This is a genomic window from Marinobacterium stanieri (genome assembly GCF_900155945.1).
In the GTDB taxonomy this organism is placed as follows: Bacteria; Pseudomonadota; Gammaproteobacteria; order Pseudomonadales; family Balneatricaceae; genus Marinobacterium; species Marinobacterium stanieri.
In genome coordinates, this window is record NZ_FTMN01000004.1 from 97,824 (window position 1) to 118,434 (window position 20,611).

At 57.3% G+C, this 20,611-nt stretch carries 17 protein-coding genes; 4 read left to right on the top strand and 13 right to left on the bottom strand.

Annotated features, from left to right (window positions below; translation table 11 throughout):
- Positions 1–78: 78 nt before the first annotated feature.
- From BW956_RS10400 to recQ, 4 genes are all read right to left on the bottom strand, one after another.
- Positions 79–1,410, bottom strand: coding sequence for a KamA family radical SAM protein (locus BW956_RS10400; protein ID WP_010323883.1), 1,332 nt, complete (start codon positions 1,408–1,410; stop codon positions 79–81).
- A gap of 308 nt (positions 1,411–1,718) precedes the next feature.
- Complete coding sequence (locus BW956_RS10405) at positions 1,719–2,513, bottom strand: hypothetical protein (protein WP_083703027.1); 795 nt, start codon at positions 2,511–2,513, stop codon at positions 1,719–1,721.
- Between the two features lie 22 nt (positions 2,514–2,535).
- Positions 2,536–2,961, bottom strand: a complete 426-nt coding sequence (locus BW956_RS10410; protein WP_076462713.1) for a YqaA family protein — start codon at positions 2,959–2,961, stop codon at positions 2,536–2,538.
- Positions 2,958–5,093, bottom strand: a complete 2,136-nt coding sequence (recQ, locus tag BW956_RS10415; protein ID WP_076462908.1) for a DNA helicase RecQ — start codon at positions 5,091–5,093, stop codon at positions 2,958–2,960. Before recQ ends, BW956_RS10410 begins: the two co-directional genes overlap by 4 nt.
- 109 nt (positions 5,094–5,202) lie before the next feature.
- Here recQ and BW956_RS10420 point away from each other — a divergent pair, with 109 nt between their 5' ends.
- Positions 5,203–5,781 carry a YecA/YgfB family protein gene (locus BW956_RS10420; RefSeq protein ID WP_010323879.1) on the top strand — a complete coding sequence of 193 codons (579 nt, stop codon included), beginning with the start codon at positions 5,203–5,205 and terminating at the stop codon, positions 5,779–5,781.
- A 44-nt stretch (positions 5,782–5,825) separates the two neighbouring features.
- On the opposite strand, the gene BW956_RS10425 is transcribed toward BW956_RS10420, so the two are convergent.
- The 4 genes from BW956_RS10425 to BW956_RS10440 form a co-directional block, all read right to left on the bottom strand.
- Positions 5,826–6,284: an outer membrane lipoprotein gene (locus BW956_RS10425; protein WP_244894354.1), complete on the bottom strand. Its 459-nt coding sequence runs from the start codon at positions 6,282–6,284 to the stop codon at positions 5,826–5,828.
- 25 nt (positions 6,285–6,309) lie between these two features.
- Complete coding sequence (locus tag BW956_RS10430; protein WP_076462715.1) at positions 6,310–7,425, bottom strand: phospholipase D-like domain-containing protein; 1,116 nt, start codon at positions 7,423–7,425, stop codon at positions 6,310–6,312.
- A gap of 17 nt (positions 7,426–7,442) precedes the next feature.
- On the bottom strand, positions 7,443–9,236 hold the full coding sequence (locus BW956_RS10435; RefSeq protein ID WP_083703028.1) for an ABC transporter ATP-binding protein: 1,794 nt from the start codon (positions 9,234–9,236) through the stop codon (positions 7,443–7,445).
- Positions 9,237–9,439: 203 nt separating this feature from the next.
- Positions 9,440–9,679, bottom strand: a complete 240-nt coding sequence (locus BW956_RS10440) for an HP1242/YdcH family protein (protein WP_010323875.1) — start codon at positions 9,677–9,679, stop codon at positions 9,440–9,442.
- Positions 9,680–9,784: 105 nt separating this feature from the next.
- Between BW956_RS10440 and BW956_RS10445 the strand changes: the two genes are divergently transcribed.
- Entirely contained in the window at positions 9,785–10,306 is a 522-nt protein-coding gene (locus BW956_RS10445) for a methylated-DNA--[protein]-cysteine S-methyltransferase (RefSeq protein WP_010323874.1), read from the top strand.
- 83 nt (positions 10,307–10,389) lie between these two features.
- Entirely contained in the window at positions 10,390–11,670 is a 1,281-nt protein-coding gene (gene aroA / locus BW956_RS10450; RefSeq protein WP_076462717.1) for a 3-phosphoshikimate 1-carboxyvinyltransferase, read from the top strand.
- A 225-nt stretch (positions 11,671–11,895) separates the two neighbouring features.
- Here the strand turns inward: aroA and BW956_RS10455 are convergent, their stop codons facing one another.
- A complete protein-coding gene (locus BW956_RS10455; protein ID WP_010323872.1) occupies positions 11,896–12,216 on the bottom strand; it encodes a BolA family protein in 321 nt (106 codons plus the stop codon).
- A gap of 13 nt (positions 12,217–12,229) precedes the next feature.
- Positions 12,230–13,540: a DUF3422 family protein gene (locus BW956_RS10460; protein ID WP_076462718.1), complete on the bottom strand. Its 1,311-nt coding sequence runs from the start codon at positions 13,538–13,540 to the stop codon at positions 12,230–12,232.
- Positions 13,541–13,658: 118 nt separating this feature from the next.
- Here BW956_RS10460 and BW956_RS10465 point away from each other — a divergent pair, with 118 nt between their 5' ends.
- Positions 13,659–14,318 (top strand): hypothetical protein, encoded by a 660-nt coding sequence (locus tag BW956_RS10465; protein WP_010323870.1) that lies wholly within the window; start codon positions 13,659–13,661, stop codon positions 14,316–14,318.
- A 161-nt stretch (positions 14,319–14,479) separates the two neighbouring features.
- Here BW956_RS10465 and BW956_RS10470 read toward each other — a convergent pair whose 3' ends face one another.
- Genes BW956_RS10470 through BW956_RS10480 form a run of 3 tightly spaced genes read right to left on the bottom strand, consistent with a single transcriptional unit; the run spans position 14,480 to position 20,351 of the window.
- Entirely contained in the window at positions 14,480–17,896 is a 3,417-nt protein-coding gene (locus tag BW956_RS10470) for an SbcC/MukB-like Walker B domain-containing protein (protein WP_076462719.1), read from the bottom strand.
- Positions 17,893–19,032 (bottom strand): DUF4194 domain-containing protein, encoded by a 1,140-nt coding sequence (locus tag BW956_RS22635; RefSeq protein ID WP_083703029.1) that lies wholly within the window; start codon positions 19,030–19,032, stop codon positions 17,893–17,895. Before BW956_RS22635 ends, BW956_RS10470 begins: the two co-directional genes overlap by 4 nt.
- Positions 19,032–20,351, bottom strand: a complete 1,320-nt coding sequence (locus tag BW956_RS10480; RefSeq protein ID WP_237708655.1) for a Wadjet anti-phage system protein JetA family protein — start codon at positions 20,349–20,351, stop codon at positions 19,032–19,034. Before BW956_RS10480 ends, BW956_RS22635 begins: the two co-directional genes overlap by 1 nt.
- Positions 20,352–20,611: the final 260 nt, after the last annotated feature.

Here is a 20,611-nt window from a genome sequence, read left to right on the forward strand (position 1 = left end):
AGAAACCACGCACTTTTTGGGGCCATAAACGCAAAAGGCTGCCAACTGGCAGCCTTGATTACGCGCTTTACACAAAAATCAGTCTTCGAAGAAGAACTTCTCTTCGCCAAAGGCCGGTTTGAGGTGGTTCAGCCAGGTCGCCTTTTCATCATAGGCGGCAAAGAACGGACGCTGGACCCAATCCGGGTTGCGCCCCTGGATAAAGCGCAGCACAAACACTTTCTCGCCATTGATCTCGGTAACACCCTGAATCTCAACCTTACCAGGTGTCGCCGACATGGACGGACCACGGGCAGTACGGGCAATACCGCTCACCTGCTTCATAGCGTCACGGTAGGTGTTCCAGGCCTGTGCCAGCGGCACTTCAAAGTAGTGCTGGGCACCGGTGTCACGCTCGACGAACATGTAGTACGGCTGGATACCCAGCTCCACCTGAGTCTGCCACATTTTGGCCCAGTCATCGGCTTCGGTGTTGATATGGTTCAATAGCGGGCCCTGGCTGCGGATGTGCGCGCCGGTTTCACGAATGCGGGCCACGGCTTGACGGTGGATATCGGTTCCCATCTCGCGCCAGTGATTATAGTGCGCCATGAATGCCAGATGCTTGCCGGCAGCGATGATATCGCGGAACAGATCCATCAGATCATCGCTGTCTTCATCGGTGACGAAGCGGTACGGCCAGAAGGTCAGTGCCTTGGAGCCAATACGGATGGTGCGGATATGATCGAACTCCGGCTCCAGCAGCGGTTCCAGGTAGGCACGCAAGTTCTTGGTTTTCATCACCATGGGGTCACCACCGGTGATGAGCACATCGGTGACTTCCGGGTGTTCGCGCAGGTAGTCACACAGCTGACCGGATTCCTTGGCGGCAATTTTCAGGGACTGGTCACCGACAAACTGAGCCCAGCGGAAGCAGAAGGTACAGTAGCTGTGACACACCTGACCGGAGCTGGGGAAGAACAGCACGGTTTCGTTGTACTTGTGCTGGATGCCGTTAACGGGCTCGCCGTTTACGCGCGGGATATTGTGTTCCATTTGACCGGCCGGATGCGGGTTCAGTGCCTGACGCACCTCGTTCACCACACGCTTGATCTCGGCCTTGTCTTCAGTAGCAAGGGCAGCTTCTACCGCATCGAAGTGTTCCGGCTTAAGCATGCCACGCTGCGGGAAGGTCAGCTGGAACATGGGATCATTGATGGCATCATCCCAGTTGATCAGCTGTTCGATCACGTAGTTGTTTACCCGAAACGGCAGTACGGAAGAGACCACTTCCATTTCATGCTTCAATTGTTCGGGCAGTTGCTGCAGCTGTTCGATCTGCTGCAGGTGACGAGCGGTATAAACCTTGAACGCTGGAGCCAGTTCGGCTTCAGCAATTTGGACGGCATCGATGGGCGTATGTGAGTTCATGAGCTCCCTTGAAAATTGCGGTTAATCTGAAACCAAAACAGCAGACAAGCCAGACTGACATGCCTGTGTTGAAAACAGATGAAACGGGGACACTCAGGAGGGGCCTTGACGGAAGGTGTCAAGCCAGTGAGAAAGGTCCAAGTGTAACGGGTGGTTGCACAATGGATCTGCACAGCAAAAAAAGCAGCAAACTGGCAGGATAAAACCTGCAAAAACCGCGATTACCCGCTAAAAGCCTCCAATCAGCCTGAGTGACAATGGCGCGCATTGTCCTACAGGGCACCGTCCGGGTCAAGGAAGCCTCAGCTTCAGCCCTCGGGCGGAACCGCTAACCAATTGATTTCAATAGCCGTGGCTGAACCAATGACCACATGGCTCAAGCCGGGGGGCAACATTGCCCAGCCTGGGCTGACCAGCACCCTTCCGCCCATGATTTCAGCTCGGGTTTGCGGGTATAACGGCGTCTTCGTGGGGTCGGCAAAGCCGTCTGGCCAGAGTGGTTGGTTGGTGGCAGGGTCATACTTGTCACTTGCGCCCAGGGTATGCAGGAACTCATGCGCAGCCACCAGGTTATTGCGTCCCAGGTGATCAATCCCCGCCAAACCGTTGACCAGTCCGATCTTGCCGCGCTGCAGCCCAAGGGAGTGGCGCGGCAGTGCATCAGGACTTCCGGGCAGATGAAAGTTCATGAATATGCGCGCGTCGACCTCGCCTGAATAGGTATCCTGGCGCCAGACCCAAAGCCGCATTTTCAATGACCACCAGATCGCATCCAGAATGCTGGCATCATCCGGGACCTGAGGCGGGCTTGCCCTGACCTGAGGCGCCAGCGTCACCTGCACCGGTTGCTGCAACGGCAGGCGGTATCGTTCGGCCTCCCGGCTGAAAAACTGTTCGATATCGGAGAAATGTTCGGAGCGCAGCTGGCCGATAAAGGCCTCGGTCAAAGCCGCTCCGTCAGCGTTGATCGGGTAGATCGCCACCTGAACCGGTCGCTGCCACCAGAACTCATTGATGCGGCTGAACCAGATATTGGCCAGCAACAGCAACAGAATCAGCAGCAACAGAAACTGGATAGCACGCAGCAGAAAAGTCCGGTTCATCCCTTTCAACCCGGCAGGCGCCTCACGAAAAAAGACCGACAATCAAAGCATAGCGCAGAGCCTTGCCCAGTGTAATCATGACGAGACTGAGCAGAAAGTTGAATCTTAGCCAGCCGGCCACCAGACAGAGCGGGTCACCCACCAACGGCAGCCAGGCCAGCAACAGGCTTGCAGGCCCATACTTCTGCAGCCAGTCTCTGGCGCGCTGGTGGCCGGGCTTATCCAGTGTTTTCAGCGGATAGCGCCTGGCAATCCAGTATCCCATTCCCCAGGTCAGCAGGCTGCCCAGCACATTGCCCGAGGTAGCGGCGAGCCACAGTGTCCAGGCTGAATGCTGGTTCTGGTTCAGTAACCAGGCCAGCAGCGCCTCGGAGCCCCCGGGCAGCAGGGTGGACGAGATAAGGGCACTGAAGAACAGCGTCAGCGGTGCCGGTAATGCCTCGATCACATCTCCATTCCCTGACGAATACACCGCAGCACGCCGTAGTCGTACCGGCCTTCCAGTGCTTCATGCACGGATTTGAGCGAATCACCGAATTGCTGCTGACAAAAACGGATGGTGCTTTCGATCTCACTGCGCTCCTTGGCAGGCAGCTCAACCACGTCATCCACCGGGATGAGCCCATCTCGAATGGCCTGAGCCAGGTGTCCGTAGATGACATTGGGCGAGAGTTTCTGCTGCCGCGCCACCTGCTCCACTGTCATGCCGGTGCGGTAGAGCATCAGCGACTGTTCGGCCTGGTCATTGTGGCCCGCATCGGCTTGCTGGTTATGCTCGGCAATCAATTCGAGGAAAGGATCACCGTAAAGAGCCAGCTTGCGTTCCCCTACCCCGCTGAGACGGCGCATCTGCTCCGATGTAAGGGGACGGTAAAGCACCATCTCCATCAACGTCGCATCGTGGAAAATCACATAGGGCGGCACATCCTGGTCACTGGCAATCTGCTTGCGCAGTGCACGCAACGCTTCCCAAAGCAGCTTCTCATCGGCATCCAGACGCTGCTGGGCGGCAGAGTTACGCGGTTTGCTGCCGGCGCCGCCACCGGAACGGGTGCGGATATCACGGCGCAGCTCCAGCGTCTCCTCCCCTCTCAGCAGTGGGCGGCAGCGCTCACTCAGGTGCAGTACGCCAAAGCCCTGAGGGTCTACATTGAGGTAGCCCCGCGCCACCAGCTGGCGAAACACCGAGCGCCACTCACGGGCATCCAGATCCTGGCCGATGCCCCAGGTTGACAGCTGCTCATGGCCACGCTGCCGCGTCTTGTCATTGGACTGGCCACGCAGAATATCGATAATGTAATTCACCCCATACTGCTGGCCGCTGCGATAGACCGCGGACAGTGCCTTACGTGCAGCTTCGGTTCCTTCCCAGACCGGCACGGGTTCGAGACAGGTGTCGCAGTTGCCACAGGGCTCATGATCGTTCTCGCCGAAATACTCCAGCAGGGCCTGTCGACGACAGCTGGTGATTTCACACAGGCCCAGCATCGCCTCCAGTTTCTGCCGTTCAATCTGCTTCTGCGCATCCTCTGCCCCCGAGCCTTCCAGCATCTGGCGCAGAAAGATCACATCCTGCAAACCATATACCATCCAGGCATTGGCGGGCTGACCATCACGACCGGCGCGACCGGTTTCCTGATAATAGGCTTCGATGGAGCGCGGCAGATCCAGGTGTGCAACAAAGCGCACATTGGGCTTGTCGATGCCCATGCCAAAGGCAATGGTCGCCACCATGATCACCGACTCTTCGGTAAGAAATCGGTGTTGATGGTGCTGACGCAGCCCGGCATCCAGGCCGGCATGGTAAGGCAAGGCGTTGAAGCCCCGTTCACACAGCCACTCAGCCGTTTCTTCCACCCGCTTGCGCGAAAGACAGTACACCACCCCCACATCCTGCGGGTGTTCTTCGCGGATAAAGCGCAGCAGCTGCTCCCGTGCCCGGTCTTTCTGACCAATGCGATAGCGAATGTTGGGACGGTCAAAACCGCAGATAAAACGCTGTGCATCGGTCAGTTCCAGGCGATCGATAATCTCCTGGCGGGTACGCGCATCGGCAGTCGCGGTCAGGGCGATTCGAGGCACACCCGGAAACAGCTGCTTGAGTTGGTTCAGCTGCATATATTCCGGACGGAAGTCATGCCCCCATTGGGACACGCAGTGCGCTTCGTCGATGGCAAAGAGTGACAGACGGCACTGGCTGAGCAGGTTCTGTGTACGCGGTGCCTGCAGCCGTTCAGGGGCCACATAGAGCAGATCCAGCTCGCCCGTGCGCAACTGATGCTCGGTTTCCTGCAAATCCTCCAGTGTCATGGAGGAGTTCAGGCAACCGGCACGGATGCCCAGCTGAGACAGGGCACTGACCTGGTCCTGCATCAGGGCGATCAGCGGCGATATAACCACGCCACAGCCCTCGCGCACCAGCGCCGGCAGTTGATAGCACAGGGATTTACCGCCACCGGTGGGCATCACCACCAAAGCGTCACGCCCCTCGATGAGCGTTTTGACCACCTCATCCTGAGGCGGGCGGAAGGATTCGAAGCCGAAGACATCGGCCAGTATGTGTTGGGCACGCTCAATCATGGGCGGCATTATCCGCAATCACTGCCATGAAGTCATCCTGCACCATATCCCTGACCGACGGTTCGGGGTAGAATCATCGTTGTTTCTTCTCTTAGCGGATAGCCTAGCCATGACTGCCAATATTGCCCTGATCACCGAAGATGAACTGGATCGACTGGAAGAGTTCCTGTTTTCACCGGCCGTTTCCGATGAAGCGCTGGATTTGATCGGCGCACACGGTTTTCTCTGCGCCCTGAACATCAGCCCTGAAGCCACCCCTGAAGCCGAATGGATGGAGCAGCTGTTTGACGGTGAACCCCAGTGGTCATCCGACAGCGAAAAGCAGGAAATCCAGGAGCTGCTGCGCAAGCTGTACCGTACCATCGGTAACGACCTCTACAACGACCAGGAAATCCTGCTGCCCTGCGACCTGACCCTGGAGCCGGAAGACGACGAAGAAGTCACCGAGCTGACCACTTGGGCTCAGGCATTCATGGAAGGGGTTTTCCAGCACGAAGAAAAATGGTTCGGCGATGACGAAGAAACCGTCGCTGGCCTGCTGCTGCCGGTAATGGTCGCATCCGACCTGTTTGAAGATGAAGATGTGGAAGAGATCAGTCGTGACCGCGCCCTGCGCGAAGAAATGGCCGCTCAGATTCCGGAAGTCCTGATCGACCTGTACCTGCTGTTCCACGCGCCCAGCAAGTAACCACAGGCCGGGCATCTGTACGGGCCAGCCTTGGCTGGCCCGGTTCAGTAAGTGACCTTCAGGCCGCGTCCCTGACCCAATACACGCACCCTATCCCCGGCGTAAAAAAAGCGTGCGTCTTCCACTTCCTGCACCACCGACACCAGCCGGCCTGAGTCCAGGCGAATGGTAATCTCCTGTCCCTGACGCTTGGTCGCCGCCTGCTCAATGCGCTGCCCGGCCAAACCACCCGCGACCGCACCCACGACCGTGGCCAGCGAACGGCCACTGCCGCCACCGATTTGGCTACCGGCAATACCACCGACAACCGCACCCGTACCACTGCCAACAACACCATCGGTTCGCCCTTCAATGGTTACGGGGGTGACCGACACGACATTACCGTATTCAACGCTTTGCGCGCGGCCCACCTGGTCACGACTGTAACTGGTGCCGTAAAGCCCCTGCTGCGCACAGCCGGTTATGGCAAGCGACAACATCAGGGTCACAGTCCATTTGTGCATGGCATTTATTTTCATGGCATCGCCCTCACTTGATCTTCAACACTATCTGACTGATTAGAGCCCACACCAGTTCCTTCAACTTGCGATGCCAGGGCCGACGAGCCCAACTCTCGGCTGTGACTTCACTGCACTGCTCAAAGTCACGCGTAATCAGCTGCTCAACCTGAGCGGTCAATTCAGGCTCCATTACCTCCAGGTTGGCCTCAAGGTTCCAGCGCAAATTCCAGTGGTCCAGGTTACAGGAGCCGAGGGACACCCAGTCATCCACCAGCCCGACCTTGGCATGCAGAAAGCGGGGCTGATACTCATAGATGCGCACACCGGCATTGAGGAGACGGCGATAATAGCGCTTGGATGCATGATAGACCCAAAACTGATCGGTGTAGGGACCGGCCACCAGCATGCGCACATCCACGCCGCGCCGAGCCGCCTTGCGCAGGGCCGAGCGTATGGAAAAAGAGGGCAAGAAATAGGCGGTTACCAGCCAAACCCGGTCATTGGCCTGGTTTACATGGTTGAGGAAGGCCACCTTGATGTCCTGCTGGTAGAGGCCCTGAACAGTGGTGACCTTGGCCATCGCCTGCCCCACTTCAGGCTGCGGCGACGGTGGTGATAGACGCTGCGAGGTGCAGCGAAACCAGAGCTGATTGAATACACTGACCAGATCCGCCACGACTGGTCCCTGCACCTTGCACATCACTTCGTGCCAGGGGCACCCCGGCCGTTCCGACAGCCAGTATTCATCGGCCAGACCGGTGCCCCCGATAAACGCGATACGCTCGTCTACCAGCATCAGCTTGCGGTGGTCACGGGCAAAGTTGCGCGTCAGTTTGTTCAGCTGCAGCGGATTGTAGACCACCAGCTCAGCCCCCACGGCCTGAAGCCGCTGCCGGTCCACGCGGGACAATAAACGGGCACCAAAACCATCCACGATCAGCCGGGTTTTCACGCCACGACGACAGGCATCACTCAGCGCTTCGATGAAGCGATCCACAATTTTGCCGGAGATCACAAAATAGAACTCCAACAGCAGAGACGAACGCGCCTCGGCGATGGCCTCCAGCATGACCGGGTAAAAGGCTTCGCCATCCACCATCAGTTCTACATGGTTACCGCCTTGCCAGTTAAAGTGCTGCCGCATTCTGTCGTCCGTCTTGTTTACATCTGCCGTTGTCCGTACAGGCGGGCATACAGCCCTTTTTGATCCAGCAGCTCGCTGTGGCTGCCCTGCTCAATCACCTGTCCATCTTCAAATACATAGACCCGATCGGCCTGCTTAACAGCGCTGAGGCGGTGCGCCACAATAACCGTGGTGCGCCCCTGCAGGAATTCGGTCATCGCCTTGTGCAGCGCATGCTCGGTCTGGGTATCCAGTGCCGAAGTCGCTTCATCCAGAATTACCACCGCCGGGTCAGACAGCACCATTCGTGCAATCGCCAGGCGCTGGCGTTGACCGCCGGAGAGCCGCACGCCTTGACGCCCCACCAGCGTATCCAGCTTGTGTTCCAGCTCCATGACGAAGCTTTTCAGCTGCGCGACTTCCAGAGCACGCCAAAGCCGCTCGTCATCGTCTGTGCGTCCCATGGTCAGGTTGTCCCGCACGGTGCCATTGAACAGGGCCGGCTGCTGCAGCACCGTGGCAACGTGCTCACGAACACACTCAAGACCGATCCGCTGAACCGGAATGCCGTCAAAGCAGACATCGCCCTGCTGCGGCGGATACAAGCCCAGCAAAACCTGCACCAGCGTTGATTTACCGCCCCCACTGGCCCCCACAAGTGCCACTTTCTCGCCTGCCGGAATATCCAGTGAAATGCCGCGCAGCACCTCCTGCCCGGGGTAATAACTGAAGTGAATATCCCTGAGGCTGATACCCACGGTTTCACCCTGTTTGAAAGGGTTCTGGAGAGAGGGGTAGCGTGGCTCCGGGTGCAGTTCCAGCAAACGGTTTACACGCTCAAGCGCGGCCCGGGCGCCAAACCAGGCGTACTGCATGCCCAACACTTCCTGCACCGGCCCCATCATGAACCAGAGGTAGCCAAACACCGCCATCATCTGACCAACAGAGAGATCAGAAAACACCACCATCAGCATGGCTACGGCTCTGAACAGATCGACTCCGACCATAAACAGCATGAAACTGAGTCGGCTGGCAGCATCGGAACGCCACTCAAAGTTGGTGGAGTGATCACGCACCTTAAGCGCATGGTCGACAAGACGTTGCAGATAGTGCTTTTCACGGTTGCTGGCACGTATCTGCTGGATGGCATCCAGCGTTTCCGTCAACGCCGCCTGGAACAGCTCATAGGCGGAATTCTCGCGCGCCTTGAGGTGCTTGACCCGCTTGCCCACCGACATGGTCAACCAGATTACAAAGGGGTTGAGGAACAGAATCAGCAAGGCCAGCTGCCAGTGCATCCACAGCAGGATGATGGCAGTGCCGAATATGGACAGTACCGCCACCAAAAAGCGGCTGACCGACGAGCCGACAAAGCGGTCCACAGTATCCAGGTCGGTGACAAAATGGGATGCCACGCTGCCACTGCCCAGCGTTTCATACTCGGCCATGGAGATCCGCTGCAGCCGTTCCAGCAGCCCGGCACGGATGCGGTAGATCACATCCTTGGAGATGATGGTGAACTGGCGCGCCTGAAAGACGTTGAGCGCCAGTGCACAGAGTCGCAACACTACCGTGAGCAGCAGTACAGCGCCTATGTATAACGGTGGCCCGTGCCAGGACTCGGGGAACCAGCCATTCACGGTTGCCACGACAACACCCGGTTGCCCCAGCAGCACCTCATCCACCAGCAGCGGCATTAACAGCGGCAGAGGCACACTCATCAGCGCCGCCATAATGGCAATCAGATTGGCCAGAACAAGCTCGCGGCGGTGTTCCAGTGCAATATGGAAAATATAACGCCAGGTATAACGGGAGGGTGCAGTCACAGACACCGGGTACTCCTTGTACAAAGCGCCTCGATATCCGACCCGGCAATGCAATGAATGTCTTGTCTGCTGTGCGGTTCGGGGCGCCCTTAAGCGATAACTGAAACCGGCCATCAAACCAGCCCCACTGATGCTTTCAATGTACGCCACTGCTACATATAAAAACACCCGCAAAAGCGGGTGTTATAAGTAAAGGAATGCTGTTTACCTTAGTTGTCGCGCAGCATGCTGTAGAGTTCGTCCTTTAGCTGGAGGCGCTTGCGCTTGTACATCTCTTCTGTCTTGGTGCACACAGGCTCAACTTCCGCTTCCATACGTTCGACGTCTTTGGTCAGCTGGTGATATTCGTCAAACAGCTTGGCGAAGTGATCATTTTCCATTTTCAGCTGGTGGATCTGGTCACGGAATTCCGGCAGTTCATGGACGAGATCGTGATGTTCAATGCTCATAGAGGCTGTTCCTTGGTTGTTGTCGCTTCTTGAGTTCACTATGCTTCAGTTAAGGGTCACTGGCATTGACCCCCATCAACCAAGCTTTAGAGCCGTGGAGCTGCCATGATTCATACCCATATCATGACCGACACACCTGTCGGCCCCCTCACCCTGCAAGCCGATAAACACGGTCTGTGCCGGTTGGATTTTGGTGTGCGCGCAACGCCCGGCGACAGTGCGCCCTCCACATCCGTACTGAGGGATTGTGTTGACCAGCTGAATGCCTACTTTGACGGCCAACTGGTCGAATTCGACCTGCCACTGAACCCGGTCGGCACCCCCTTTCAGGGCGAAGTCTGGACCGCACTGCAGCAAATCCCTCACGGTGAAGTGCGCAGCTATGGCGATATTGCCCGTGCCGTAGGCCGTCCCCAGGCGTTTCGTGCCGTGGGCCTGGCCAATAACCGCAACCCCATCTCCATCATCATTCCCTGCCACCGCGTTATTGGCAGCAGCGGTGAACTGACCGGTTATGGCGGTGGCCTCGATATCAAGATTCGTCTGTTGGAACTGGAGAATATCCAGCTGCAACCTGGTGCGAAACCGGAACTGTACCGCGTTCAGACGCAAGAAGCGGTCGGTTAAGCACCAAGTAGTCTCGACCTTGGCGCCGAATAACGGTAGCTTATGCAGCCCACGACCTGCGTATACAAGTGAAGCTGCCACAGATGGAAACCCTGACCCTGCAGCCGTTGAGCCACGCCAGCGGTGAAGTCCAGATCCCGGGCTCCAAGAGCCTGTCCAACCGTATTCTGCTTCTTGCGGCCCTGGCCCAAGGCACAACCCGCATCACCAACCTGCTCGACAGTGATGATGTTCGGCATATGCTCAACGCATTGAGGGCGCTGGGCGTAGACTACGAACTGGCACAAGACCGCCGCAGCTGCTCGCTGTCCGGGCTGGGTCAGGCATTTGACGCCAGTGCTGCACTGGAGCTGTTTCTAGGTAATGCAGGCACGGCCATGCGCCCACTCTGTGCCGCACTCTGTGCCAGCAAAGGCGAATTCACCCTGACCGGTGAACCGCGCATGTACGAACGCCCCATTGGCGATCTGATTGACGCCCTGCGTCCCCTGGGCGCTCAGGTGGAATACCTGGGTGAAGCAGGTTACCCGCCGCTGAAGATTCAGGCCGCAGGCCTCAAAGGCGGTGAAGTCAGTATTCGTGGCAATATTTCCAGCCAGTTCCTCACAGCCCTGTTGATGGCTGCGCCTCTGGCAGAGGGAGACCTGGTGATCAATGTCGATGGTGAACTGGTTTCCAAGCCTTACATAGACATCACCCTGCACACCATGAAGCTGTTTGGTGTTGAGGTGGACAACCAGAACTACCAGCGTTTTGTCATCAAGGCGGGTCAAACCTACCGCTCACCGGGTGAGGTGATGGTGGAAGGCGATGCCTCCTCCGCATCCTACTTCCTGGCTGCAGCGGCCATTGCCGGCGGTACCGTGCGTGTATACGGCGTGGGTGCCGACAGCGTTCAGGGCGACAAGGCCTTTGCCGAAGTACTGGGCAAAATGGGCGCCGAGGTCAGCTACGGCCCGACCTGGATTGAAGTCAGCAAGGGTGCGCTCAAAGGGGTGGATCTGGATTTGAATGCGATCCCTGATGCCGCCATGACCATCGCCACAACAGCCCTGTTTGCAGACGGCCCCACGGCTATTCGCAACGTGTACAACTGGCGCGTAAAGGAAACCGACCGCCTGAGCGCCATGGCAACCGAACTGCGCAAGGTCGGTGCGGACGTGGTTGAGGGAGAAGATTTCATTGAGATCACGCCGCCGGCACAGCTGCAAAGCGCCGCCATCGATACCTATGATGATCACCGCATGGCCATGTGCTTCTCACTGGCCGCCTTTGGTGATGCTCCCATCACCATCAATGACCCGGGCTGCACCCGCAAGACCTTCCCCGAGTACTTTGATCTGTTTGCGCAGGTGACGCGCTGAGAGCCATTCGTTCGCGGAGCGAACTCCCACAGGTAGCTTCCAGATATTCAGGGATGTGACTGTGGGCCGGGAATGAATTGTGGGAGCTCACTCTGTGAGCGAAGGATCATGCCAATTTTCTTTCGCGCGCGGAGCGCGCTCCCACAGTTTGCTTCCTGAGGGCTGGAAGTGAGTTTGTAGGAGCTCACTCCGTGAGCGAATGAAAGCCCCTCCAAACAGGATCAATCAGCCCTGATCTGCCTTGGAGCCACCCTTGCAGGTTGGAGACAACGGCACTTCCCCATTTCTAGCCACCCACTCTTCAGGGGTATGCAGATGCAAAGCCAGTGCATGAATGGGGTTCTGCATCAGCTCGGCCACCAGTCCATAAACCTGCTGATGGCGCTGCACCGGGCGCTTGCCAGCGAAGTCAGGGCTTACCAATACCAGTTTGTAATGGCTTTCAGTGGCTGGCCCTGAATGCATGTGGCTTTCGTTTTCCAGCTGAAACTCTTCAACCTGAAGGCCTGCACGCAGCAGGTCTTCGATCTGTTGGGCTACGCTCATTCTCAACTCCGAATCAGGTCTCGTCCGCGCCGATACGGTCCTTGCGGGCGAGTTTTATAAAGTGGTGGTGAATCCGCCGGGTCATCAGCCATACAATCAGCAGGACCACGGGCACCGATATACCGGTTGCCAGCGTCTTGTCGATGGGCAACCCTGCATCATACATCGCAATAAACAGGAACTTGAGCAGGCCGACCAGATAGTAACTGATCGCGACCACCGACAGGCCTTCCACGGTGTGCTGCATCATCAACTGAATACGCGAACGCCGGTCCATGGAGCTCAATAACTGCTGGTTTTGCTCATGGATGCCCAGCTCCACTCGAGTACGCATCATATCAGAGACACGGTCGACACGCCGCGACAGGTCTTCCAGCCGCTTGTTGCTGGCCTCACAGGTGCGCACGGCTGGGGTCAGGCGACGGGTCATGAACTCGGTGATGGTCAGGTGGCCTGATACCTCGTCTTCACGCAACTCCTCCAGACGGGTCAGCACCAGTGCGTGATAGGCCTGGGTGGCACCAAAACGGAAGGTGGAACGGGCACGCCAGGACTCGATGCTGGACGCCATGTCCACCAGATCTGACAGCAACGCCTTCTCATTGACGCTATCTTCCTCCGACAGCTGCTGGGTCAGGTCCGCCAGGCGCGCATCCATACGCACCAGCTCTGGCGACAGGGAGTGCGCCAACGGCAGCGACAACAGCGCCATGAGCCGATAGACCTCAATCTCCATCAGGCGCTGGGTAAGTCGACCCAGCTGGCTGTCACTCATCTGCTTGTTCACTACCATCAGGCGGCCAAAACCATCGGAGTGCAGCTGAAAGCTGGTCCAGACGCGGGCATCCCCGTCCTGCGGGCTGCTGCCCACCAGACGCATATCTTCGAATGCCTCCTTCACCTCCGGCAAGGCCGGCTCCGGTGACTGGCGTGCATCTTCGATGCTGACATGAAAGGCAGCCACCACCTCACCCGGCAGGGTATCCACCCAGCCATCCGGCAAAGGTGTCAGGCCCGTGACCTCAAAGGGATCAGAGTCTTCCGGCACATCCAGGTTGATAAAGGTGTAGGTGGTAAACTCGGTATGCTTTTCGCGGCGCAGGCGAAAGTCACCACAGTCATACTCGAAACAGCTGCGATCCGTATGCCCCACCGGGCAGCCCAGCAGGTTTTGCAGCTCTTTCAGGTGTTCAAGCTGAGCCCGCTTTTCGGCTTCGGTGCACTGCAGTGCTATCTGGGTGACCCGTGCCGGGCTGGGAATGACCTGAAAGGGGCGCGAGTGCAACTCGTCGTACAGCTGGGATCGTAACGGGTGGATGTTCATTGCGGACTCTGTGCAAAATGCTAACCATAAAGAATCCACCGGGGGATGAACAGACCTGACACATCGTCAATACGGGCCGGTTTGCTTTATACTTGCGGCCCCGGGAGAGTGAGCCTTTATGATTATCCGAGTACTGCCACAGCTGGAAACCCGTGCCGAGTGGCTGGCCTTTTGCCGCCGCGAAAGCCCCTACTGTATGGTGGATGCTCCCCCCTGTCTGGTCGATTTCCAGACCCATTTTCTGCAGCTGACGCTGTTCACGGATAAAGACCCCGTACGTTATACGCTGGGCTCACGCCGCTCCATCGACCCGGCCTGGCAGCTGATTAAGCGCTGTAACTGGAGCCTAAAGGCGATGCTGGAGGGGCTGGAGACTCTGGATTTCGGCAGCAATGTGCGTGATAACGAGCTGCTGGGCGTGCATACGGACCTGAGTGCGCGTCGCTCTTTCCCGCGCGATCCGCACTTGAACGCGCCGGACTGCAGTCACCTGCTGACACCTCTGCCCCACTTCCCTGCCCATTGGGACGAGCATACTTTGCAGCGCTTGCTGATCAGCGGGCAGTTTCGCGACTGGCGGCTGGAGCAGGACACCATCGAACTGAGCCCGCGTTCACTGCTGGTTGAACTGGTGGAGCACCCCAGAATCTGGTCGGCACAGCTGACCGGGCCACGCTTGCAGGTCCTCTACAAACACCGCGCCCTGATCGCCAGCTGTATTCCCGATCTGAGCATGAGCAGCGAGGAGCCACCAAAGGGGCTTCCCCGCCTGCTCTAGCCCTAGCAGGCTATCGAAAATCTATCAGCGTTGCCGAATGCTGCGTTAAAAACAGGCTCAAAATGCTCATTTAGTCCACTAAACTGCGCTTTCTCGCCTGCTTTTGCCCGGGCGGCGTTCCGCTTGCTTCGACTGCCTCGATAACGTTTTTCAACAACCTGCTAGACGGTTTCGAGGTCTTCCTGCTCCGCCATCACCTTGTAGGGATGGTCAGAGGCAAGCAGCTCCTTGCCCAGCTCCGTCGGGAATTCCACATCCAGATCCACTACGCGGCCATCACGGCAGACGTTGATGATGGTATCCATGCAGGACGACAGCAACGAGTACTTCTCATCCGGTGCTGCAATGATGGTCTGCAGACCCAGATCAGACATGAAGCCCAGTGAGGTGACGGTGTTTTCGGAGTCCAGCTTGTTGAACGCCTCATCGAACACGGACAGGCTGAAACCGCCTACCGGCTGGCCATCACCACCTTCTTTCAGGCGGTAGGTAGCACCCAGTGCTGCCGCCATCGCAACATAGAACGGCACCTGGTGCTCACCACCGGAACCGGTCTTGATACGCTGGGTCAGGGTGGTTTTGCGATTCCCTTCCAGGTCTTTCACCACCAGTTCGAAGTTGTAGAAGTTACGGTAATCCTGCAACAGGCTGCTTTCGCCTTCATCACTGAGCACGTCATGAATCTTGTTCAGTGCTTCGCGGTGGGCATTTTCACCCTGGTGCTGGATATCGAACAGCGTGCCCACATTGGCCTGGTCCAGACGGGTATAGGCTTCAACCAGCTCAAGAATGTCCTTCAACTCGGGGTTGGGCATCATCTCGAAGCTGTACATCTCCTGATGGAACGGGCGGTTCTTCAGGTGGCTGTTCAGCTCGCGGATCAGATCCTTGATCTTGTTGATCTGGTCGTTCAGGTGCGCCACAAAGTCGGAACGGAAGGTTGTTTCCGCTTCCAGACGTGCACGCTCGGCCTTCTTGGCGTATTCGGCCAGCTCGGAGTCACGCAGCGCCTGCACGGTCTTGTTGACGTAGAACTCCAGGTCTTCGTGGCTGGAATCCGGGCTGATGTTATCCAGCTCCTGATGGCTCATGCCACCACCGTGATAACGTGCCTTGTACTGGGCAACGGAATCACGCACGGCGTTTTTCTTCTTCTCATGCAGCTGCAGCTCGGACTGCGCCTTTTTGGCTGCCTCGAAGATGATACGCTCCAGTTCGCCCGCACAGCTCTCGTCCAGGTAATCGCGCTTTTCCTGCGCAGACTGGGCATCGAAGTGCTGTTTTTCTTCGCAACGCGTACGTGCCTGAGCATGCTCGACCAGCTCCTGCTCCAGCACTTCCAGCGCGGCATTGTCCTTGATCATGCCGGTACGCACCTTCTGCAGCTTGTCCATCAGCTTTTTCTGCTGCTCTTCAATCTGCTTCTGGGCTTCGGCACAGTCGGCAATGCGTTTCTGGATACCGCTGTCATCGTGGTTGCGCAGGTCGACAACCGCCTGCTCGTAACCGCTGATTTCAGACGCCAGCTGTTCGCGCTGGTTCACCAGGTCGAACACGCTTTCGGTGATCTGTGACAGGCCAGTGGTCATACTGATCAGGGAGTCGCGCAGTTTTTCCAGTGCTGCATGACGTTTGCCCAGACTGGTAAATTCAGCGACCAGCTCATCCACCTGGCGCCCCTGCACTTCCAGCTGATCCTGACGACGGCGAATACCCATGATCGGGCTGAGCTCGTTAATGGAAGTCGTGGAGCCTTCGGTCTGCAGCATGCAGTCATAGGTCAGCGCACGCTCCTGACGCAGCAGCTCTTGCTCCGTTTCCACCGCCATAACGCCGCCAAGCGCTCGATTCATGTAAGCACGAGCGTGTTCGTTGTCGGTATCGACGAACTCGGCCAGAGAGCCACGCTTGCTGCGATGCAACCAGTCCTGGCTCTTGGTGGTGTTGATGATACGGCAGCCTTTCAGGTGACGACCTTTGCGACGGTAAAGCGTGATCGCTTCCTTCACCCGATCCGGCGCTACGACCAGGGCCTCACGGCGAGCACCCAGGAAAGATTCGATGGCGATTCGCCACTTGTCATCGTTGATATCTGCCAGCTCACAGATCGGCGTGGAATCGATGCCGTATTCGCTGAGCAGCTCGATCAGCTCGCGGGTGTTGTGGCGAATAGGCGCACGACCCTGCTGCAACTGTTCCACCGCACTTTTCTGATTCTGGATCAGGCTGCGGATATCGTTGATGCGGATGACCGATTCTTCATAACGTCGACCGATCGCCTTACGTACTTCATCCACCTGCGCCTTGAGGCCATCGATCACCTTGTCCACACGGACAGGCTCGGCAGGCCAGGCATCGCCCTGCAGGTCTTCACCGGAGCGCCAAAGCTCTACAGAGTCCTGCACCAGCGGGCGGAAATCATCCGGCAGCAGGTCCAGCTGGTCAGCAAACCCGACCGTCGTGCGCAGCAGGCCATAGACCTGCTGAATTTTGTCTTTGACGACGTTCTGTTCGTGCTGGCGGGCCTTAACAGTAGACTCCAGCGCATTGATCTTGTGCGCAGAATCGCTGCTGTTCAGTTCGGCACGGGCATCGGCCAGGTCCTGCATCGCCTGGTTCAGCTTGGCGCTGTTCTCTTCCAGCTGCGCCTGCAGAGTCTCTTCCTGCTCGGCATAGTCTTCCAGACGCTCGGCGGCATCTTCCTTGCGCAGGTCGGCATTCTCGAAGCGGGACTCATGCACCACCCACTCGTATTCCACCGCATTCTTCACGTTGCGGCTGATACCGCCACAGAGCTCCTGCACCTTGACCAGTTCGTCAATTCGCTTGGAGACCTCCTGGGTCTTCTGCTCCATGGCGCGGTATTCATCCAGCGACTTGCGGAAGGCACCAACGTGGACAATGTTCTCATCCAGCACAAACTCACGCACAAAGCGGGTTGGACTGTCGATGGGGACAAACTTGAGCGCGTTCTTGAAGTTCTTGATGAACTTGTCATCGTCGTTCGGCATCTGCGCATCCAAACTCAGATGCGTCACCATGTCGCGAATAAAGCGGTTGGCCCGCTTCTCCAGAATCATGTCCGGGCACTGCTTGAGCAGGCTCTCGCGCACATCATTCCAGGCACGCGGCATACGCCCCTTGCCTTCCTTCACCGAGAAGTCGTCCAGCGTGACGGAAAAGTCCGGCAGGATAAAACGCCCCAGCACATCTTCTTCGGCACTGGCCGTGGATGCACTGATGGCGATGCCGACACAGGTTTCCTTGGCGGTTTCGGTGTCAAAGAAACTGAGCGCCATATAGGTCAGGGAGTCTTCACGTGCCGTTGCTTTCTTGCCCTGGTCATCCATAAAACCGAGGCAGTAGGTACGCAGGGAGCGTTCACTCTTCTCACCCGCCGAAGCGTTGAAACTCAGGTGTCGCTTGTGGCCACCCATGAGGACGGTCTGGATTGCATCCAGCAATGAGGATTTACCGGAGCCGTTAGGGCCGACAATTGCTACATTCCCCTTAATGGGGATTTCGACAGCACCCAGGACATACCAGTTAACCAGTACGATACGGTTCAGCTGTTTCATGACTGGCTCTCCTCTTCTTCGCGCGCAGAGCGCGCTCCCACATCAGTCGTATCCGTTTCGGAACCCTCATCGTCACCAACACTAGCGGCACCCGGCTGGTGGGAGTCCGCTCCGCGGACGACGGGTTCGGCACTATTCTCGGTATTTTCTTGTTCGCGCACAGAGTGCGCTCCCACATCACTCCCATCCGCTTCGGAACTCTCATCACCACTGGCACTATCTGCATTCGGGCTGTGGGAGTCCGCTCCGCGGACGATAGGTTCGGCACTACTCTCGGTATCTTCTTGTTCGCGCGCGGAGCGCGCTCCCACAGCGGCCATAGCTGTTTCAGAATCTGCATCAGTGCTGGTGCCATCTGCGCTCAGGCTGTGGGAGTCCGCTCCGCGGACGATTGATTCGGTACTATCGTCGGTATTTTCTTGTTCGCGCACGGAGTGCGCTCCCACAGGCGCTCCCACAGGCGCTTCCAGAGGCTCATCCCCAGCATCTGCAATGGCATTAGCCTCGGCTTCAGCGCCGTCAGAGTCTTCGTCTTCATCCAGCTGATCGCGGATATCAACATCACAGAGCGCTTCCAGCTGACCGATGTAGTCTTCAACTACCACCTGGCGGATGGTCGGATTGATGCGCAGCGGCACATTCTTCGGATCCGTTTCATCCAGCTTGCCACGCTCAATCAAGCCATGACGGCTGAACAGGGAGAGGATTTCCTTGAGGCGGGTTTCGTTGGGAATGTCCTTGCCGGTCAGGTTGCTGTACAGACGTAACAGCTCATCGGTACTGGTATAGGCCTTGCCACTTTCGACTTCGAAGTTTTCCAGTTTCTGCTCGTACTGTTGACGCAGGCACAGCATCAGCAGTGATTCGTCCAGCTTCAGTCGCAGAACACGCTCTTCACCCTGGGGCAAAATACCCAGAAACGCCTCATCAGGCTGATAGATCAGGCTCCAGCCAATGGCTTCAAACAGGTTGCGGAAGTAGTCCAGGTTACCGGCCACAAGAAAGTAACTGTCGCGATGGCCCGAGCGGTCCGCATAGAGAAACTGGCAGCTCAGCAGCTGGCTGGCCGCACGCACGAAATCATCGGCATCGTGCTGATCATTGCGGGAAACGGTTTTCTGCAGATCACCTAACATTAGTTGTTCCTGTGGATGGTAAAACCACGACACTCCACCATATCGGAGACGTTGACGTAGTTGTCTTCAAATTGAATTCGGTAACGGTTGCGCATGCCACGCGCCTTTTTGCCCAGCGAGTTCATATGGCGCACATAACTGAAGCAGATATAGTCTTCGATGCATCCGATACGGAAATCGGTTGCTCTCATATGCTCACGCCCGGCTAGCTGGCTTTCCAGGTAGGTTTCAATGCGGTCGACATTGACTTCACGGCGCTCTTTCCACTCTTTGAACAGCTGGCGCAGCTCCAGCGCCTTGGGATCAATCTCCTGCTGCACAATGACACGCGGCTTGGCTTCAACGCGGCGACGAATGGGCGAGCGCACGCTGGACGCAGAGATAAAGCCCACTTCATCCAGGGTATCCAGCGCCGGTATACAGTGCTCTTCAACCTTGGCCAGCCCGGAAATAACACGTGACAGGCGTGCGGCCATACCTGGTGTCGTCTTATCCATGTAGCGCACGGTGTCAGCTACACGCTTCTCCAGCTGGTAGCGGAAGTCATCAATCGATGCCAGGCGCTGATCCACTGAATCGAAGATGCGGATAATTCGATTGATGTGCTGATGTACCTGAGCTTCCGCCACGTCGTAGGACAGGTCGAGCTGCTGCTGATAATGCTCAGCCAACTGCTGCAGACGCAGGGGGTCAAACTGCAAATCACGCAGCATGGCCAGGATTTGACGCCGGAAACGGAAGGGGTTGTTACGCGTCTTCAATGTTTTGTAGTCAGAAACAAGTATCTGTTCTACAAAGCGATCGAAGAAGCCCCGCACAATCTCCTGAGGGTTATTACTGGCCGTCAAATTGATCTTAAGCTCACGCAGGCCAAGCATCATGTCAGTCAGGTGTGCACTAAAGTCTGCTGCCGTCTGGGCCGCCTCTGCCAGCGTAATACCACGCCCGACAGGATCATTAACTGCAGATTCCAGAGAGCTGAGTACGTTAAGGACAGCACCGCCGTAACTGCGTTTCTCCAGCCGCGCAATGCTGACCAGTGAGCGCAACAGGTGACTGACTGAAGGCGACAGCAATATATAGGTACGGTAGACCTTCTGCTCTTCTTCCAGCCAGCCGGTCTGCACCAAACGGCGATAGATGCGGTTAGTGTACTCGGCGGTGGAACGAGGCAGTTCCTGGCCGTCGTCCCCCTCCTCCGCTTCCCAGCGGCGGACACCCAGCTTCACCACCGCACTTTCGATGGTGGAGCGAACCAGGTCACGCGGGATAAAAGGGTCGATCAGGTCTTCATCAAAGAAAAGGTCCGCAAGCTCCAACAGTACTGATTGGTAAACTTGTCGGTTCTGACCCGATAAAGGTAGAAAAATGTCGTCAGGAAGCTTGTTAAACAGCACTGAGTCATCCGGTTGTAGTCGCTTGGCATAAGCGGGCTATGTTAGCGAAAAACGGCTGGGGAGATAAGGGGAACAGACCGCTGCGGGCATGATGGAGATCAGAATGACCGAAAGCCGCCGCGTCAGGTTAAAAAACCGGCAAAATTACCCGTCTGCCCGGTCGTTTGTACATAAAACAACCT

What these genes read in the sequence shown, in the direction of transcription:
- recQ (WP_076462908.1), bottom strand. Translation starts at nt 5,093, where the DNA reads ATGATTGAGCGTGCCCAACACATACTGGCCGATGTCTTCGGCTTCGAA.
- BW956_RS10445 (WP_010323874.1), top strand. Translation starts at nt 9,785, where the DNA reads ATGATTCATACCCATATCATGACCGACACACCTGTCGGCCCCCTCACC.
- aroA (WP_076462717.1), top strand. Translation starts at nt 10,390, where the DNA reads ATGGAAACCCTGACCCTGCAGCCGTTGAGCCACGCCAGCGGTGAAGTC.
- BW956_RS10455 (WP_010323872.1), bottom strand. Translation starts at nt 12,216, where the DNA reads ATGAGCGTAGCCCAACAGATCGAAGACCTGCTGCGTGCAGGCCTTCAG.
- BW956_RS10425 (WP_244894354.1), bottom strand. Translation starts at nt 6,284, where the DNA reads ATGCACAAATGGACTGTGACCCTGATGTTGTCGCTTGCCATAACCGGC.
- BW956_RS10465 (WP_010323870.1), top strand. Translation starts at nt 13,659, where the DNA reads ATGATTATCCGAGTACTGCCACAGCTGGAAACCCGTGCCGAGTGGCTG.
- BW956_RS22635 (WP_083703029.1), bottom strand. Translation starts at nt 19,032, where the DNA reads ATGTTAGGTGATCTGCAGAAAACCGTTTCCCGCAATGATCAGCACGAT.
- BW956_RS10440 (WP_010323875.1), bottom strand. Translation starts at nt 9,679, where the DNA reads ATGAGCATTGAACATCACGATCTCGTCCATGAACTGCCGGAATTCCGT.
- BW956_RS10400 (WP_010323883.1), bottom strand. Translation starts at nt 1,410, where the DNA reads ATGAACTCACATACGCCCATCGATGCCGTCCAAATTGCTGAAGCCGAA.
- BW956_RS10420 (WP_010323879.1), top strand. Translation starts at nt 5,203, where the DNA reads ATGACTGCCAATATTGCCCTGATCACCGAAGATGAACTGGATCGACTG.
- BW956_RS10460 (WP_076462718.1), bottom strand. Translation starts at nt 13,540, where the DNA reads ATGAACATCCACCCGTTACGATCCCAGCTGTACGACGAGTTGCACTCG.
- BW956_RS10470 (WP_076462719.1), bottom strand. Translation starts at nt 17,896, where the DNA reads ATGAAACAGCTGAACCGTATCGTACTGGTTAACTGGTATGTCCTGGGT.
- BW956_RS10405 (WP_083703027.1), bottom strand. Translation starts at nt 2,513, where the DNA reads ATGAACCGGACTTTTCTGCTGCGTGCTATCCAGTTTCTGTTGCTGCTG.
- BW956_RS10430 (WP_076462715.1), bottom strand. Translation starts at nt 7,425, where the DNA reads ATGCGGCAGCACTTTAACTGGCAAGGCGGTAACCATGTAGAACTGATG.